The 14,320-nt window shown below is 72.7% G+C and carries 20 protein-coding genes; 17 read left to right on the top strand and 3 right to left on the bottom strand.

The window, feature by feature from the left end; all coding sequences use genetic code 11:
- The first annotated feature begins 160 nt into the window (after positions 1-160).
- The 10 genes from ACIQU6_RS39980 to ACIQU6_RS39935 all read left to right on the top strand — a co-directional run bounded on the left by ACIQU6_RS39980 (position 161) and on the right by ACIQU6_RS39935 (position 5,120).
- Positions 161-337 carry a hypothetical protein gene (locus tag ACIQU6_RS39980; protein ID WP_403486788.1) on the top strand — a complete coding sequence of 59 codons (177 nt, stop codon included), beginning with the start codon at positions 161-163 and terminating at the stop codon, positions 335-337.
- A 4-nt stretch (positions 338-341) separates the two neighbouring features.
- Positions 342-530 (top strand): mobile element transfer protein, encoded by a 189-nt coding sequence (locus ACIQU6_RS39975; protein ID WP_403486786.1) that lies wholly within the window; start codon positions 342-344, stop codon positions 528-530.
- 18 nt (positions 531-548) lie between these two features.
- Complete coding sequence (locus ACIQU6_RS39970; protein WP_403486784.1) at positions 549-881, top strand: SpdD protein; 333 nt, start codon at positions 549-551, stop codon at positions 879-881.
- 13 nt (positions 882-894) lie between these two features.
- Positions 895-1,131 carry a hypothetical protein gene (locus ACIQU6_RS39965; protein ID WP_403486485.1) on the top strand — a complete coding sequence of 79 codons (237 nt, stop codon included), beginning with the start codon at positions 895-897 and terminating at the stop codon, positions 1,129-1,131.
- Positions 1,132-1,225: 94 nt separating this feature from the next.
- Positions 1,226-1,408 carry a hypothetical protein gene (locus tag ACIQU6_RS39960; protein ID WP_403486782.1) on the top strand — a complete coding sequence of 61 codons (183 nt, stop codon included), beginning with the start codon at positions 1,226-1,228 and terminating at the stop codon, positions 1,406-1,408.
- A gap of 5 nt (positions 1,409-1,413) precedes the next feature.
- A complete protein-coding gene (locus ACIQU6_RS39955) occupies positions 1,414-1,611 on the top strand; it encodes a hypothetical protein (RefSeq protein ID WP_403486780.1) in 198 nt (65 codons plus the stop codon).
- A gap of 56 nt (positions 1,612-1,667) precedes the next feature.
- The gene (locus tag ACIQU6_RS39950; RefSeq protein WP_403486792.1) at positions 1,668-2,246 is read left to right on the top strand and encodes a DNA cytosine methyltransferase; all 579 of its coding nucleotides are present in this window, start codon (positions 1,668-1,670) and stop codon (positions 2,244-2,246) included.
- Positions 2,243-3,730 carry a replication initiator gene (locus ACIQU6_RS39945; protein ID WP_403486778.1) on the top strand — a complete coding sequence of 496 codons (1,488 nt, stop codon included), beginning with the start codon at positions 2,243-2,245 and terminating at the stop codon, positions 3,728-3,730. Before ACIQU6_RS39950 ends, ACIQU6_RS39945 begins: the two co-directional genes overlap by 4 nt.
- Before the next feature lie 2 nt (positions 3,731-3,732).
- Entirely contained in the window at positions 3,733-3,942 is a 210-nt protein-coding gene (locus ACIQU6_RS39940; RefSeq protein ID WP_403486776.1) for an excisionase family DNA-binding protein, read from the top strand.
- A complete protein-coding gene (locus ACIQU6_RS39935) occupies positions 3,942-5,120 on the top strand; it encodes a tyrosine-type recombinase/integrase (RefSeq protein WP_403486774.1) in 1,179 nt (392 codons plus the stop codon). The genes ACIQU6_RS39940 and ACIQU6_RS39935 overlap by 1 nt, the downstream gene beginning before the upstream one ends.
- 165 nt (positions 5,121-5,285) lie before the next feature.
- Here ACIQU6_RS39935 and ACIQU6_RS39930 read toward each other — a convergent pair whose 3' ends face one another.
- Together ACIQU6_RS39930 and ACIQU6_RS39925 are read right to left on the bottom strand one after the other, a co-directional pair.
- Positions 5,286-6,143: a class I SAM-dependent methyltransferase gene (locus ACIQU6_RS39930; protein ID WP_403486772.1), complete on the bottom strand. Its 858-nt coding sequence runs from the start codon at positions 6,141-6,143 to the stop codon at positions 5,286-5,288.
- Positions 6,144-6,208: 65 nt separating this feature from the next.
- Positions 6,209-6,583: a hypothetical protein gene (locus tag ACIQU6_RS39925; protein ID WP_403486770.1), complete on the bottom strand. Its 375-nt coding sequence runs from the start codon at positions 6,581-6,583 to the stop codon at positions 6,209-6,211.
- Positions 6,584-6,763: 180 nt separating this feature from the next.
- Here ACIQU6_RS39925 and ACIQU6_RS39920 point away from each other — a divergent pair, with 180 nt between their 5' ends.
- Positions 6,764-7,528 (top strand): class I SAM-dependent methyltransferase, encoded by a 765-nt coding sequence (locus ACIQU6_RS39920; protein WP_403486768.1) that lies wholly within the window; start codon positions 6,764-6,766, stop codon positions 7,526-7,528.
- Positions 7,529-7,543: 15 nt separating this feature from the next.
- Here the strand turns inward: ACIQU6_RS39920 and ACIQU6_RS39915 are convergent, their stop codons facing one another.
- Positions 7,544-8,431 (bottom strand): bifunctional DNA primase/polymerase, encoded by an 888-nt coding sequence (locus tag ACIQU6_RS39915; protein ID WP_403486766.1) that lies wholly within the window; start codon positions 8,429-8,431, stop codon positions 7,544-7,546.
- Between the two features lie 477 nt (positions 8,432-8,908).
- Here ACIQU6_RS39915 and ACIQU6_RS39910 point away from each other — a divergent pair, with 477 nt between their 5' ends.
- The 6 genes from ACIQU6_RS39910 (at position 8,909) to ACIQU6_RS39885 (ending at position 14,258) form a co-directional block, all read left to right on the top strand.
- Positions 8,909-9,214, top strand: a complete 306-nt coding sequence (locus ACIQU6_RS39910; RefSeq protein WP_403486764.1) for a hypothetical protein — start codon at positions 8,909-8,911, stop codon at positions 9,212-9,214.
- Between the two features lie 186 nt (positions 9,215-9,400).
- Positions 9,401-10,582 carry an acyl-CoA dehydrogenase family protein gene (locus ACIQU6_RS39905; protein WP_403486762.1) on the top strand — a complete coding sequence of 394 codons (1,182 nt, stop codon included), beginning with the start codon at positions 9,401-9,403 and terminating at the stop codon, positions 10,580-10,582.
- Entirely contained in the window at positions 10,579-11,586 is a 1,008-nt protein-coding gene (locus ACIQU6_RS39900) for a bifunctional MaoC family dehydratase N-terminal/OB-fold nucleic acid binding domain-containing protein (RefSeq protein ID WP_403486760.1), read from the top strand. The genes ACIQU6_RS39905 and ACIQU6_RS39900 overlap by 4 nt, the downstream gene beginning before the upstream one ends.
- A gap of 1 nt (position 11,587) precedes the next feature.
- Positions 11,588-12,658, top strand: a complete 1,071-nt coding sequence (locus ACIQU6_RS39895; protein ID WP_403486758.1) for an acyl-CoA dehydrogenase family protein — start codon at positions 11,588-11,590, stop codon at positions 12,656-12,658.
- Positions 12,655-13,095 carry a MaoC/PaaZ C-terminal domain-containing protein gene (locus tag ACIQU6_RS39890; RefSeq protein ID WP_403486756.1) on the top strand — a complete coding sequence of 147 codons (441 nt, stop codon included), beginning with the start codon at positions 12,655-12,657 and terminating at the stop codon, positions 13,093-13,095. Before ACIQU6_RS39895 ends, ACIQU6_RS39890 begins: the two co-directional genes overlap by 4 nt.
- On the top strand, positions 13,092-14,258 hold the full coding sequence (locus tag ACIQU6_RS39885) for a lipid-transfer protein (protein WP_403486754.1): 1,167 nt from the start codon (positions 13,092-13,094) through the stop codon (positions 14,256-14,258). The genes ACIQU6_RS39890 and ACIQU6_RS39885 overlap by 4 nt, the downstream gene beginning before the upstream one ends.
- Positions 14,259-14,320 lie beyond the last annotated feature (62 nt).

Genomic DNA, 14,320 nt, shown 5'->3' with positions numbered 1-14,320 from the left:
TTGGAACTCGCCGCCGAACTCGCCCGCCGGGGCCGCGCCATCGAAGCGATCCAGATCGGGATCACCGCGATCGACGCAGCCACCTACGACGAACTGCCCGCGATCCGCCACTGGCTCAACACCCACCCAGGCCCGTTCACCCGCCGGGAGGGCTGAGCCGATGCCCCGTTTCGAAGCGACTGAACTCCTGGAATGGGCGCGGCTGTTCGTCGAGGGCAACCGTCTGGACCTGGCGCGGCTGTGCGTCGAGGAGGCGGCCAAGCGCACCAAGGACCCTCGTGAGGTTGCCCGAATCCGTGACGAATGGCTGGGCCCCAACCATCGGGCGGGGGCCTGAGCTGATGTCGCGTCCGAACCGCTTCTACGACGTGATCCGCATCGGCCCCGTCCAGGTCGGCAGCCACCACGACGGCCGCGGACGCACCAAGCACACCGCCGCGTGCACCGCCCCCGGCTGCGGCTTCTCCGCCGACTACCGCGACCGCGCCGGCGCCGAACTCGCCGCCCGCACCCACCGCTGCAACCCCTGACCAGAAGGGACACCCACCATGCTCACCCCGAAGATCCCACCCCCGGACACCGCACAACCCTTCACCGTCCCGACCGCGGCCCCGCTCGTCCCCACCACGAACACCACGACCCCGGTCGAGCAGATTCCGGCTCACGCTCCGGCGCCGGTCGTCGCCCCGGTGGGGAAGCGGTCGGTTCAGCTCACGCCCGGTGGTGTGGTCGCCGTCGCCGCTGGGGGAACCGCGGCCGTGTTGATCGTCGGCGCGGTGCTGGTCTCCATGCTCCTGGCGACCGCCATCACCGCGGCCTCCGTCGCCGTCTGCGCGCTCGTCGTCCGCTCGCTCCTGGCCAACCAGAACACCAACCGCTGAAAGGAGCCCTGCTATGGGCCTGTTCAACCGCAAGAACACCGACTCCACCCCCGCCGACCCCGCGATGACGGAGAAGGGGCGTGAGTACGCCATCGCCAAGCGGCACGGCGACCGCAAGACCGCTAACCGTCTCATCCGCGAGATCGGCGACGGCTCCAGCACCAGCCAGGAGCGGGCCGCGTTCTGGCAAGGCGCCGACTCCTACGACAACATCCCGCCGGCCTACTCCAAGCGCCGCAACCGCCGCTAAACGGCCCCCGGGGCGGCCTCGGTCGCCAAACTTCCGCCGCCCCGGGCGCCAGCAACCCCTTCCAGACCCAACGACCCGAAAGGGACTGCTCATCATGCCTCAACGCGCCCAGAACACGCTCATCTGCCGCGGCTGCGACGACTTCGCCCGCGTCGCCATCACCACCGGCCAGCGCCACCGCGACGGAAGCCGCAAGACCGTCACCGTGACGTGCCCGCTCTGCAAGGGCACCGGCCGCACCATCCGCGCCACCGACCTGATCCACATCGGGAAGTGAGCGTCGTGGCTGACCTCACCCCGACGCCGGACCGCCCCGGCCTGCACGTCAGCAAACCCTCCCCCTCCGCCCCTGCCGAAGCCTCCGCCGTGTGCCACTGCGGCGCCCGCGCCACCGCCACCGGCGACGACCAAGTGCGCGCCCTGGTCGCCGGCTGGGACGCCCACCACGGCCCCGCCCACAACAAGAAGGGGCGCCAGTGACCACCATCGCTCGTAACGGCCTGCGTCTCCTGGACCTGTGTTGTGGTGCCGGAGGCATGTCGGTGGGTTACCACCAAGCCGGCTTCGATGTCGTTGGCGTCGACATCGCGCCTCAGCCGAACTACCCGTTCGAGTTCCACCAGGCCGACGCGCTCCGCTTTGTCCGCGAGCACGGCCACAAGTACGACCTCATCCACGGCTCATGGCCCTGCGAACGCTACGCCCGTGTCACCAAGTGGCGTGGGAACCCCGAGAAGCACCCGGACCTGCTCGCACCTGGCCGCGAGGCCATGCAGGCCACCGGTCGGCCCTGGGTCATCGAGAACGTGCCCGAGACCGCCTCGGCCGGTCTGCTGAGGCCGGACTACCTGCTGTGTGGCACGCAGCTGGGGCTTCCGCTCCGCCGACACCGCGTGTTCGAGACCTCCTGGCATGGCGGTGGTGACCTGGTCCCACCCTGCTGGCACCGCAGGAACCTGCTGGCCTTCGAGCACAAAGCCGAGCGGGCGTACGCCGACGCCATGGGCTGCACCTGGATGACAAGCCGCGAGGCCCGCAAGGCCGTACCCCCCGCCTACTCCCACTGGGTCGCCACCCAGTACCTGCACGTCGCAGCCCTGGAGACAGCCACATGACCGACACCGCCACCGCGGCGGGCCTGGACCCGACCACCCTGGGCGACCTGCTCAAGGTGGCCGGGTCCCCCGGCTTCGACCGCCTCACCGACCAGATCCGCCGCACAGGCGGCTGCTCCGACCCCATCCACCTAACCGGCACCACCGTCACCCGCGACGCCACCACCGGCCAGGTCCTCCACTCCTACAACACCGACGGGGAACCCGGGAGTCGGCTGCGCGTCGCCTGCGGCAACCGCCGCGCCTCCCGCTGCCCCTCCTGCGCCTGGACCTACGCCGGCGACACCTACCACCTCATCCGCGCCGGCCTCGTAGGCGACCCCACCAAAGGCACCCCCCACACCATCCGCGAACACCCCCGCGTCTTCGCCACGTTGACAGCCCCCTCCTTCGGGCCCGTCCACAACCGCCCCGGCAACAAACGCTGCCGCTGCGGCACCCAACACCCCGACAACGACCCCGCGTTGGGCACTCCGCTCGACCCGATCGCCTACGACTACGCCGGCGCAGTGCTGTGGAACAACCACGCCTCCGAACTGTGGCGCTACTTCACGATCTACCTCCGCCGCACCATCGCCCGCCTCGCCGGCCTCACCCAAAAGGAAGCCCACGCCCAATCCCGCGTCTCCTTCGGCAAGGTCGCCGAGTACCAAAAGCGCGGCGCGGTCCACTTCCACGCCGTCATCCGCTTCGACGGACCCATCGGCCCCGACACCCCACCCCCGGCCTGGGCCACCCACGCCCTGCTCACCAACGCCATCCGCGCCGCCGCGGCCCGCGTCCAAGTCGAAGTCCCCGCCGCCGGCGACCAACCCGCGCGAATCCTGCGCTGGGGCACGCAGTTAGACATCCAAGCCATCGGCGCCTTCGGCAACGGCGAAGACATCACCGAACAAGCCGTCGCCTCCTACGTCGCCAAGTACGCCACCAAAGCCGCTGAAACCACCGGCGCCACCGACGCCCCGATCCACTGCCGCACCTGCCAAGGAACCGGCCGCTCCCACCGCTACGCCGGACACAACGCCCTCCTGCGCAAGTGCGCCTCCTGCAACGGCACCGGACTGAGCGAAGACCTCACCGCCCTGTCCATCCCTGACCACACCCGGCGCCTCATGGCGGCCTGCCTGGACCTCACCGCGCTCTACCCCGACCGCAAGTTGGCGGCCTGGGCTCACATGCTCGGCTTCCGCGGCCACTTCTCCACCAAATCCCGCCGCTACTCCACCACCCTCGGTGCCCTCCGCCAGGTCCGCGCCGACTACCGGGCCAAACAGCAACGCGCCGCCCTCGGCCTACCCGACCCCGACCAGAACCCCGAGGCAACCACGCTCGTCCTCGCCCACTGGACCTACGCCGGCCACGGCCACACCCCCGGCGAATCCTGGCTCGCCGCCAACATCCGCCGCGACATCCAACACAACCGCGACATCGCCCGCGAACTCCGCACCGAACTCAACACCGACGACACCAACGGGGAGTGGTGACCATGAACGACCGACTGCTGAAGATGGAACAGGTAGCGGAACGACTCGGCACCACTGTCCGCTTCCCCCGCCGGCTCGTCGAGGAGCGCCGCATCACGTTCGTGAAGGTGGGCCGACACGTTCGCATCCGCGAAAGCGTGGTGGAGGCGTACATCGCTGCCAACACGGTGGAACCCGTCACCTTGGCCCGTCAGCTGAAGGCGGTGGCGTGATGGCCGGAAAGCGTAAGGGGCGTCGCCAGTTCGGTCGGGTACGCAAGCTGCCGTCTGGCCGCTTCCAAGCGCGCTATCCCGGTCCGGATGGCGTTGACCGCCCCGCGGATCGAACGTTCGCGACGATCACGGATGCAGACCTCTGGTTGGCGAAGAAGCGGATCGAGATCGAAGAAGGGCGTTGGCTTGACCCTGACGACGGTAAGACGACCGTCAAGGACTGGGCGGCTCGCTGGCTGGCATCGGTGGGGCCCCAGCTCAAGCACAAGACGCGGGCCACGTACCGCTCGATCATCACCTCACGGATCAACCCGGTACTCGGCGACCGTGAGCTGTCCAGCCTGCGGCCGATCACCATCGCTGAGTGGGTTGCCAAGATGAAGACGGATGGCGTCGGCGCCTCGTGGATCCGCCAGTGCTACCGCGTGCTCGCTCAGATCATGACCGCGGCTGTCGACAACGGGCTGATCGCTATGACGCCCTGTCGTGGGGTTCGGCTGCCGAGGATGCCGCAGACTGAGCCGCACATCCTGACCCAGCTCGAAGTGTCGCGCATCGTGCGTGCGGCTTCCGCGCCGCATGATCTGCTGATCGCGCTGCTTGCCTTCGGCGGTCTGCGGATCGGTGAGGCGTTCGCTCTGCGACGCGGTGACATCGACGTGCAGCGGTGTCTCCTGCACGTGGACGAGAACCTTGGGGAGGCGAACGGCGCCCTGGTCTTCGACCTGCCGAAGTCGCACCAGAAGCGCACGTTGACGCTGGCGTCCTCGCTGGTACAGCGGCTGTCCGCCTACCTCGATCGGCTACCCGGCAATGATGACGCGCTGCTGTTCACCAACGGGGCCGGCGGTCCGCTCCGTTACAACCAGTGGCGCAAAGCGCACTTCGACCCCGCGGTGTCGGCGGCTGGGCTGACCGACGTGACCCCGCACGATCTTCGGGCCTCTCATGCCACTTGGGTTGCCGACCAATACGGCGTGATGACCGCCGCCCATCGGCTCGGGCATTCCAATGCCAGCGTCACCACGCGGCACTACGCTCGACCTGCCGCCGGCCGTGACGCTCAGGTCGCCGAGGCATCTGAGTCCTGGATCGAGGGGCACGACAACGCCCAACGGGCACGCAGAGGGCACGACGACGATGACGACGGCACCGCCGGGGTCCTCGTACCCGCCTGACCTGCTGGAACAGCTCCCCTGCTGATCTTCGGGGAGACATCTTGAAAACTGTCGTGGCGGCAACGCCACCGTGGGTTCAAATCCCACAGCCTCCGCAGGCGGAGTAGGTAAGAGCGGCCCCCGTCCGGGAGTTATCGGGCGGGGGCCGTTTTCGTGTGGGTGGGGTCAGGTGGTGGCGAGGAGGAAGTCCTCGCCGGGGGTGGGGCGGAGGGCGTCGGGGCGGTGGGAGAAGTAGCGGTCGGCGAGGGTGGTGGCGGGGACGTGGTGGGCGTCGGCGAAGCCGGCTCGGCGGGCGAGGGTGAGCATTTCCTGCGGCGTGTAGAAGCTGAGGAACGGGGTGCCGCTGGCCCGGGCGCCCTTGGTGGCCCGGTCCAGGGCGGGGCGGTCGGCGGGGGCGAGGAGTTCGGCGGGGAGGGGGAAGGACATCGCGAGCGTGGAGCCCGGGGCGAGGCGGGCGATGTGGCGCAGGGTGGCCGCGGTGGTGTCCTTGGAGAGGTAGAGGGTGACGCCGGTGGAGACGATGAGGGTGGGGCGGTCGGCGGCGAAGCCGGCGGCCGAAAGCCGGTCCGGCCAGGACTCGTTGGCCTCGAAGTCGACCGGTACGAGGTGGAGCCAGTCGGGGATGTCGTAGCCGAGCTCGATCAGGCGGCGGCGTTTCCAGGACTGGGTGGCGGGTTGGTCGATCTCGAAGACCCGTAGCCGGCCGGCGACTTCGGGGTGGCGTTGGGCGAAGGTGTCCAGGCCGGCGCCGAGGATGACGTACTGGGTGATGCCGTGGGCGGCCTGTTCGAGGGCCAGGTCCTCGATGAAGCGGGCGCGGGCCACGATGGCCGCCCGGAAGCCGGCGGTGGCCTGCGGGTCCATGTCGGGGCGGGCGCGCCAGTCCTCGTCGGGGGCGGCCAGGTGCAGGCCGATCTCGTCGTCGAGGACGTGGGGCGGTGGGTCGCACCGGACGTGCAGGGCCCGCCACAGGGCGACCCGCACCGCGCTGCTGTCGGGGACTTGGGAGCGTGCGTCCGTCATGGGGTCCCTTCCGTCGCTGCCTGTCGTCGTGCGGTCGGCCCTCGGGGCGGCGGGGCGCCGGCGGGCTATTCGCCGAGGGCCTGTTCTTCCTCGGCCTGTTCTTCCCGCTCGTGGAGGTGCTTCAGGGCCGAGCGGGCGGCGGAGGCGTCGTCGCAGGTGGACCAGAAGTCGTGGGTGACGACGCGCTCGGCGAGGGCGAGTTGGCGGGTGCGCAGCTCGGCGACGCGGGACTGCTCCTCGTCGGTCCAGCCGGGGGAGTCGGCGCGCTCGGTCTCGAAGAAGTGACCGTTCTCCTTGGTGTGGGTCCAGCCGGGGAGCGGTTCGACCGACCAGGTCAGGCGTCGGTGGAGGTCCGCGAGGGCGGACTGGACCTGGTGCAGCTCCAGCTGTGCTTCCCGCAGGTCCTGGGGGAAGTCGTAGGTCTTCTGCTTGTCAGCCACGGCGCAAGGATACCGCTCACTCGTTCGATTCTGGCGAGGTGGCGCGGCGGCTGTGGATGTTTCACCCGGTTGGTCCGGTGGCGGTCGGCGGGTGCGCGGTCCGTGTGTCGAGCGCGGCCTCGGTGCGGGGTGGGGAAGAAATGGCTGGCAGGGGCGGTGGTGAGCGGTGAGGCTGGGGGTATGGAGCGATCTTTCGAGGAACTGGTGGCGGAGGCCGCCGAGGTGTCGGTGGCGGGCTGGGACTTCTCCTGGCTCGACGGGCGGGCCACCGAGCAGCGGCCCTCCTGGGGGTACCAGCGGCTACTGGGTGAGCGGCTGGGGCGGGCGGCGGCGGCCCTGGACATCCAGACCGGGGGCGGCGAGGTGCTGGCCGGCGCGGGGGCGTTCCCGCCGGTCATGGTGGCCACCGAGTCCTGGCCGCCGAACGTCGCCAAGGCGACCGCGCTGCTGCACCCGCGGGGCGCGGTGGTGGTGGCGGACGAGGACGCGCCGCCGCTGCCGTTCGGGGACGGGGCGTTCGACCTGGTGAGCAGCCGTCATCCGGTGACGGTGTGGTGGGCGGAGATCGCCCGGGTGCTGCGGCCGGGCGGTACGTACCTCTCCCAACAGGTCGGGCCGGCCAGCGTGTTCGAGCTGGTGGAGTTCTTCCTGGGGCCCCAGCCGGAGGAGGTGCGGCGCGCCCGGCACCCCGAGGACGCCCGGCGGGACGCGGAGGCGGCCGGGCTGGAGGTGGTCGAGCTGCGGCAGGAGCGGCTGCGGACGGAGTTCCACGACATCGGGGCGGTCGTCTACTTCCTGCGGAAGGTGGTGTGGATGGTGCCGGGGTTCACCGTCGAGCAATACCGGGAGCGGCTGCGGGAGTTGGACGGGCTGATCCGGCGCGAGGGGGCGTTCGTGGCGCACACCACGAGGTTCCTGATCGAGGCGCGGAAGCCGGGCGCGTAGGGCCGCGGGGGAGCGTCAGCGGCGGGCCGCCGAGGCGAGGGTGGCGCGGGCCTCGTCCTCCGGCAGGCCCGTCCGGCGGGCCGCGGCGAGCAGGCGCTCGGCCAGCTCCGGGCCGAGGCCGGCCTCGTGGGCGCGGCAAGCGGCCCAGAAGAGGCGGGAGTTGCGCTGCCCGCGGGGGGAGTCGCGGACGAAGTCGAGGAGGGCGGCGGCCGGCGGCTGGCGGCCGTGGGCGGCGGTGGCCGGGTGCGGGCGGCGGGGCGGGGCGCCGAGCGGGGGCAGCAGGAGCGCCAGCAGGGCGGGCGGGATCGGGGCGGAGTGGTGCGGGGAGTCCGGGGCGAGGGCGTACCGGCCCCGGGTGGTGAGCGAGCCGGGGCCGACCAGATAGCCGCCCGCGCCGCGGACGTCGATGCCCGGGGCGGGCCGGCCGGCGGAGTGGGGGACCGGCGGCGCGGGCGGGCCGGTGAACCACAGGTGGCGGCCGCCCGAGGGGGGCAGGACGGTGACCGTCGACGGGAGCGCGAGGCCGTGCGCCCGGGCGATCAGCCGGAGGGCGGTGGGGCCGTCGGCGCCGTGCCGGGTGTCGAGGTCGAGGCCGACGAGGTGGTGCGGGGGTCGGCCGCAGGCGATGCCGTAGCCGGTGGCCCAGGGGGCGGCGGCGAACATCCGGCGGATCGCGAGCGGGTCGGTGGTGGCGTCGTGGACGCCGTGGCCGAGGCGGCCGCACGTGCCGTGGCAGGGCGGGGCGGTGGGGTCGTCGGGGCCCGCGGGCTCCCGGGACGCGCGGGGCGTCGGGCCGGGGATCGGGCGCAGGGTCGGGCGGTGCGCGGCCGGGGCCTCGGGCGGGAGGGCGGCGGCCGCCGGGCGGGCGGTGCGCGGGGCGGTATGGCGGCGGGGCATGGCCATGACTTTATTTTCGTACGAGTGTTCGAGAAAGGGAAGAGGGGGAGGGGCGGCGCGCGACGAAGATCACGTGTGCGCCGGGGCGGTCGGGGTGGCGGGCGACCCGCCCGGCCCTTGGGGCGAACGGGTTGTGGTGGATCGCTGTGGAGCACGGGGGTGGCGCGGGGGCGCGAGTGGGGGCATCGGGGTTTGTCGGTGGTTTCTCCCCCTTGCGGGGGAATCGGTCTCCGCCGGTGGATCCGGCCGGGTTCGGTTGGGCAATCCTGAGGTCGCGACGTCGAGGCAGGCACCGAGGTGGTCGGCCAACTACCCGGTGAACAAATGGAGTTAGCGCTGTACGGACCGTCCGGGGCCGGTCGTCCGGAGCGGGTTTCGAGAGGTCGGATGCCCGGTCCGGGGGCGGGTCCGCACGGCCGGATCCGGTTACTGAGCCCTGAAGTTCATAAGTCACAAGTTTGCGATTCGTAGGAGGAAAGAGACATGGCAAGCACCCGTACCGCCCGCGTCATCGCCGTCGCCCTCGCGTTGCCCTTCGCGGCGGCGCTCTGCACCGGCGTGGCACAGGCCGACAACGGTGGGCTCGCGAACAACGGGTCGAGCTCCGCCGCCACCAGCCAGACGGGCACCGGTGTCGGCGGCAGCAACCACGGCAACTCCACCACCGGCCAGCAGGTGGCCAACGGCCCCGGCGCGTCGAACCAGAACAACACCGCCAGCGTGAACGGTCACGGCTTCACCGTGATCGACCAGGACAACGCCAACGTCGACTTCAACCAGATCTGGTGAGCCGGTCCGCCGCGCGTCCGCGCGGCGGGTGATCGGCGGGTGAGGTGAGGTGAGGTGCCGCGCGGCGGACATGTGGGCCGCTCTGGGGTTCACTGCGCGGACCTTGACAGCGAGCGGGTTTCTGACGGACAGTCAGAAACCCGCTCGCTCGTTCGTACGGCCGTCACCGAAGGAAGGCCCGCCGACGTGCACCTCGCCCCCACTGAGCGCCAGCAGCGGCTGCGCGCCGAACTCCGCGCCTATTTCCGGGAACTGCTGCCCGACGGGCCGGTCGACGGCCCGGTGGCACAGCGCGCGGCGCTCCGCCGGATCGGCGCCGACGGACTGCTGGGCCTGGGCTGGCCGACCGCCTACGGGGGCCAAGGGCGCGGCCCCGACGAGCAGTTCGTCTTCTTCGACGAGGCGTACCGCGCGGGCGCCCCGGTCTCGATGGTCACCCTGAACACCGTCGGGCCGACCCTGATGAAGTACGGGACGCCGGCGCAGAAGGACTTCTTCCTGCCCCGCATCCTCAGGGGCGAGGTGGTCTTCGCGATCGGCTACACGGAGCCGGAGGCGGGCACCGACCTGGCGTCGCTGCGGACCCGGGCGGTGCGGGCGGCGGAGGGCTCCGGGGGCGACGGTCCCGACTGGGTGATCCACGGCGGCAAGAGCTTCACCAGCAACGCCCAGCAGGCCGACTGGATCTGGCTCGCCTGCCGCACCGACCCGGACGCCCCCAAGCACCGGGGCATCTCGATCCTCTTGGTGCCGACCGACGCCCCCGGCTTCTCCTGGACGCCCATCGAGACCGTCGGCGGGCTGACCACCACCGCGACCTCCTACGACGGGGTGCGCGTCCCCTACGGGAACCTCGTCGGGGCGGAGCACGCCGGCTGGGACCTGATGGTCAATCAACTCAACCACGAGCGGGTCGCGTTGGCCGCGATCGGCATGCAGGCCGAGGACGCCTACGCGGCCGCGCTGGCCCACGCCCGTACGCCGGACCCGGGGACCGGGCGGCGGCCCGCGGACCGGGCCTGGGTGCGGGCCCGGCTCGCCGAGGCGCACGCCCGGCAGGCCGCCACCCGGCTGCTCAACTGGCGGCTGGTCGGCGACGTGGGGGCCGGGACGCTGAGCCCGGGCGACGCCAGCGGGGTCAAGTTCGCCGGGACGGAGAGCACGGTCGAGGTGTACCGGATGTGCCAGGAGGTGGTCGGCGACGCCGCGCTCGTCCGGGCCGGCTCGCCGGGCGCCTACGGGGACGGGGAGTTGGAGCGGATGAACCGCGCCGCGCAGATCAACACCTTCGGGGGCGGGGTCGGCGAGGTGCAGCGGGAGATCGTGGCCACGGTGCGACTGGGGATGCGGAAGGGGCGGCGCGGGTGAGCGGGGACGCGGGGGTGCGGGAGGGTGCGGCCGGGGACGCCGCCGGGTACGAGGAGGCGCTCGGGGCGTTCGAGGGGCGCCGGGCATCGGCCCCGGGCGTGGCGAAGGACCCGGTCAACGAGGCGATGATCCGGCACTGGTGCGAGGCGATGGGCGACGAACACCCCGGCTACCGGGGGCCGGACGGCGTCGCCCCGCCGACCATGCTCCAGGCGTGGACGATGGGCGGACTCTCCGGGCACCACGGCCGGAGCGGCGCCTACGAGGAGCTCTCCGCGCTGCTCGACGGCGCGGGCTACACCGCGATCGTCGCCACCGACTGCGAGCAGGAGTACCTGCGGCCGCTGCGCCCCGGCGACGTGCTCACCTTCGACTCGGTGATCGAGTCGGTGTCGCCGCGCAAGACCACCAGGCTGGGCGCCGGCCACTTCATCACGACCCGGATGGACGTCCGGGCGAACGGGGAGCCGGCCGGGACGCACCGCTTCCGGGTGCTCAAGTACGCGCCGGCGGGCCGGCGCGCCCCCAACATGACCTCTGGTGAGGGGAGTTCGAGGGGGAAGCGCCCCCGTCCGGTCGTCAATCGGGACAACGCCGGCTTCTGGGAGGGCGTGGCCGCCCACCGGCTGCTCCTCCAGCGCTGCGGCGGCTGCGGGACGCTGCGGTTCCCCTGGCTGCCCGGGTGCAACGGGTGCGGTTCGACGCGGTGGGACACCGTCGAGGCCGGCGGCGCGGGGACGGTCTATTCGTATGTGGTGATGCACCACCCGCCGTTCCCGGCGTTCGCCGCGCCCGATGGCGACGGGGCCGCGGGGCCGTACGCGGTCGGGCTGATCGAGCTGGCGGAGGGGGTGCGGATGGTCAGCAACGTGATCGGGGTGGAGCCCGGCCGGGTGCGGATCGGGATGCCGGTGCGGCTGGAGTTCCGGCGGGTGGACGAGGAGTTGGTGCTGCCCCTCTTCCGGGCCGAGGAGCCCACCGGCGCGGAAGGCGGCGAGGGCTGAGATGGACTTCACGCCCACGGAGGAGCAGCGGGCGGCGGCCGACCTGGCGGCGGAGATCTTCGGCGACCGGTCCACTCCGGAGCGCCTGGCCCACCTGGGCGACGCCGTCGACGCGGAGCTGTGGAAGACGCTGTGCGCGGCCGGGCTCCCGGGCGCGGTGGCGGAGACCGGGCTGCTGGGCCTGGTGCTGATGCTGGAGGAACAGGGCCGGACCACCGCCCAGGTGCCGTTCGCGGCGAGTTGCGCGTACGGGCTGCTGGCTGTCGGGGCGCACGGCAGCGCGGAGCAACGGGCCCGGCTGCTCCCGGGGTTGCGGGACGGGACGGAGGTGGCGACCGGCGCCTTCGCGGGGGCGTCGGGCCGGCCGCGGACCGTCGCCGCGGGGCCGCCCGACGCCGCCCGGCTGACCGGCACCGTGCCCGTCGTCCCCTGGCTGTGCGGGGCCACCCTGCTGCTCGTCCCGGACGCGGAGCGCCGGCTGTGGCTGGTCCGCGGCGACGCCCCGGGCGTCGGCGTCGAGCCGGTGGCGACGACCGCGCCCTGGTCCGCGGGGCGGCTGACCCTACGGGACGCCCCGGCCGAGCCGTTGGGCGGCGCCGCGGCCGCCCCGTCGCCCGTGGCCCACGACGAGGTGCTCGCTACCGCCCGCACCGCCTTCGCCGGCCTCCAGGCGGGCGTCTGCGCGGGCGCGCTGGCCCGTGCGGTGGCGCACACCACCACCCGTGAGCAGTTCGGCCGCCCGCTCGCGGCCAACCAGGGGGTCCAACTGCGGGCCGCCGAGGCGTACATGGACACCGAGGCGATCCGGGTCACCGCCTACGAGGCGGCCTGGCGCCGGGACGCGGGCCTGGACGCCGCGCCGCACGCGCTGACCGCCGCCTGGTGGGCCTCCGAGGCCGGCAAGCGGGTGGTGCACACCGGCCAGCACCTGCACGGCGGCCTCGGCGCCGACCTTGCCCATCCCGTGCACCGGCACTTCCTCTGGGGCCGGCAGCTCGACGCGTACCTGGGCGCGGGCGCCGAACTCCTGGAAGAACTGGGCGCGTTGCTGACGAAGGAGCCGCACGGATGACCACCGACGCCGCCCGGGACGCCGGCCCGACGCCCGCGCCCCATGTGGGCCTGGAGCTGCCGCCGCTCACCCTGCCCCTGACCCGCACCCTGATCGTCGCCGGGGCGATCGCCTCCCGCGACTACCAGGACGTGCACCACGACGCCGAGGCGGCCAGGGAGAAGGGCTCCCCGGACATCTTCATGAACATCCTGACCACCAACGGCCTCGTCGGCCGCTACGTCACCGACCACTTCGGCCCCCGGTCCGTGCTGCGGAAGGTCGCCATCCGGCTCGGCGCCCCCAACCATCCGGGGGACACCATGGTGGTGCGCGGCACCGTCACCGCCGTCGACGGCGACACCAGCGAGGTGCGGATCGTCGGGACCAACGGCCTGGGCCACCACGTCACCGGCACGGTCACCGTCAGCGTCCCGAAGGAGGCGGAGGGCCGATGACCCGCCACCGCCCCGACGCCCTCGGCGGCCGGGCCGCCGTCGTCGGCATCGGCGCCACCGAGTTCTCCAAGGACTCCGGGCGCAGCGAACTCACCCTCGCCGTCGAGGCCGTGCAGGCCGCGCTGGCCGACGCCGGGCTGACCCCGGCCGACGTCGACGGGCTGGTCACCTTCACCATGGACACCAACCCCGAGATCACCGTCGCCCAGGCGGCCGGCATCGGCGAGCTGACCTTCTTCTCCCGGGTCCACTACGGGGGCGGCGCGGCCTGTGCCACCGTCCAGCAGGCCGCGCTCGCGGTCGCCACCGGCCTGGCGGACGTGGTGGTCTGCTACCGGGCCTTCAACGAGCGCTCCGGCCGCCGCTTCGGCGCCGGCGTCCAGCGGCGCGAACCGTCCGCCGAGGGCGCCGCGCTGGGCTGGAACCTCCCGTTCGGCCTGCTCACCCCCGCCTCCTGGGTCGCCATGGCCGCCCAGCGCTATCTGCACGCCCACGGCCTGACCCCGGACGCCTTCGGCCACGTCGCGGTCACCGACCGCCGGCACGCCGCCCGCAACCCGGCCGCGTACTTCCACGGCAAGCCGATCACCCTCGCCGACCACGCCGCCTCCCGTTGGATCGTCGAGCCGCTGCGGCTGTTGGACTGCTGCCAGGAGACCGACGGCGCCCAGGCGTTGGTGGTGACCTCCGTCGAGCGCGCCCGCGACCTGCCGCACCCGCCCGCGGTGATCACCGCCGCGGCCCAGGGCGCCGGCCGCGCCCAGGAGCAGATGACCAGCTTCTACCGTGACGACCTCACCGGCCTGCCCGAGATGGCCGTCGTCGCCGACCAGCTCTGGCGCACCTCCGGCCTGACCCCCGCCGACATCGACGTCGCCGTCCTCTACGACCACTTCACCCCCTTCGTCCTTTTGCAGTTGGAGGAGTTCGGCTTCTGCGGGCGGGGCGAGGCCGCGGACTTCGTGGCCGCCGACGCCCTCCCCCTGAACACCCACGGCGGCCAGCTCGGCGAGGCGTATCTGCACGGCATGAACGGGATCGCCGAGGCGGTCCGCCAACTCCGGGGCACCAGCCCCAACCAGGCCCGCGACCCCGCCCACGTCCTGGTCACGGCCGGCACCGGAGTGCCCACGTCGGGGCTGGTGCTGGGGCGGTCGGGGTGACCGCGGTCGGGGGCGCCCCTAGGGGAGTACCTCCCGCGCTCCGCCTTTAGGAGGTGGGCGGT

The organism is Streptomyces sp. NPDC090442 (assembly GCF_044769405.1).
In the GTDB taxonomy this organism is placed as follows: domain Bacteria; phylum Actinomycetota; class Actinomycetes; order Streptomycetales; family Streptomycetaceae; genus Streptomyces.
This window is presented reverse-complemented; position numbering and strand designations above follow the sequence as displayed.

What these genes read in the sequence shown, in the direction of transcription:
- ACIQU6_RS39980 (WP_403486788.1), top strand. Translation starts at nt 161, where the DNA reads ATGCCCCGTTTCGAAGCGACTGAACTCCTGGAATGGGCGCGGCTGTTC.
- ACIQU6_RS39975 (WP_403486786.1), top strand. Translation starts at nt 342, where the DNA reads ATGTCGCGTCCGAACCGCTTCTACGACGTGATCCGCATCGGCCCCGTC.
- ACIQU6_RS39970 (WP_403486784.1), top strand. Translation starts at nt 549, where the DNA reads ATGCTCACCCCGAAGATCCCACCCCCGGACACCGCACAACCCTTCACC.
- ACIQU6_RS39965 (WP_403486485.1), top strand. Translation starts at nt 895, where the DNA reads ATGGGCCTGTTCAACCGCAAGAACACCGACTCCACCCCCGCCGACCCC.
- ACIQU6_RS39960 (WP_403486782.1), top strand. Translation starts at nt 1,226, where the DNA reads ATGCCTCAACGCGCCCAGAACACGCTCATCTGCCGCGGCTGCGACGAC.
- ACIQU6_RS39950 (WP_403486792.1), top strand. Translation starts at nt 1,668, where the DNA reads ATGTCGGTGGGTTACCACCAAGCCGGCTTCGATGTCGTTGGCGTCGAC.
- ACIQU6_RS39945 (WP_403486778.1), top strand. Translation starts at nt 2,243, where the DNA reads ATGACCGACACCGCCACCGCGGCGGGCCTGGACCCGACCACCCTGGGC.
- ACIQU6_RS39940 (WP_403486776.1), top strand. Translation starts at nt 3,733, where the DNA reads ATGAACGACCGACTGCTGAAGATGGAACAGGTAGCGGAACGACTCGGC.
- ACIQU6_RS39935 (WP_403486774.1), top strand. Translation starts at nt 3,942, where the DNA reads ATGGCCGGAAAGCGTAAGGGGCGTCGCCAGTTCGGTCGGGTACGCAAG.
- ACIQU6_RS39930 (WP_403486772.1), bottom strand. Translation starts at nt 6,143, where the DNA reads ATGACGGACGCACGCTCCCAAGTCCCCGACAGCAGCGCGGTGCGGGTC.
- ACIQU6_RS39920 (WP_403486768.1), top strand. Translation starts at nt 6,764, where the DNA reads ATGGAGCGATCTTTCGAGGAACTGGTGGCGGAGGCCGCCGAGGTGTCG.
- ACIQU6_RS39915 (WP_403486766.1), bottom strand. Translation starts at nt 8,431, where the DNA reads ATGGCCATGCCCCGCCGCCATACCGCCCCGCGCACCGCCCGCCCGGCG.
- ACIQU6_RS39910 (WP_403486764.1), top strand. Translation starts at nt 8,909, where the DNA reads ATGGCAAGCACCCGTACCGCCCGCGTCATCGCCGTCGCCCTCGCGTTG.
- ACIQU6_RS39895 (WP_403486758.1), top strand. Translation starts at nt 11,588, where the DNA reads ATGGACTTCACGCCCACGGAGGAGCAGCGGGCGGCGGCCGACCTGGCG.
- ACIQU6_RS39890 (WP_403486756.1), top strand. Translation starts at nt 12,655, where the DNA reads ATGACCACCGACGCCGCCCGGGACGCCGGCCCGACGCCCGCGCCCCAT.
- ACIQU6_RS39885 (WP_403486754.1), top strand. Translation starts at nt 13,092, where the DNA reads ATGACCCGCCACCGCCCCGACGCCCTCGGCGGCCGGGCCGCCGTCGTC.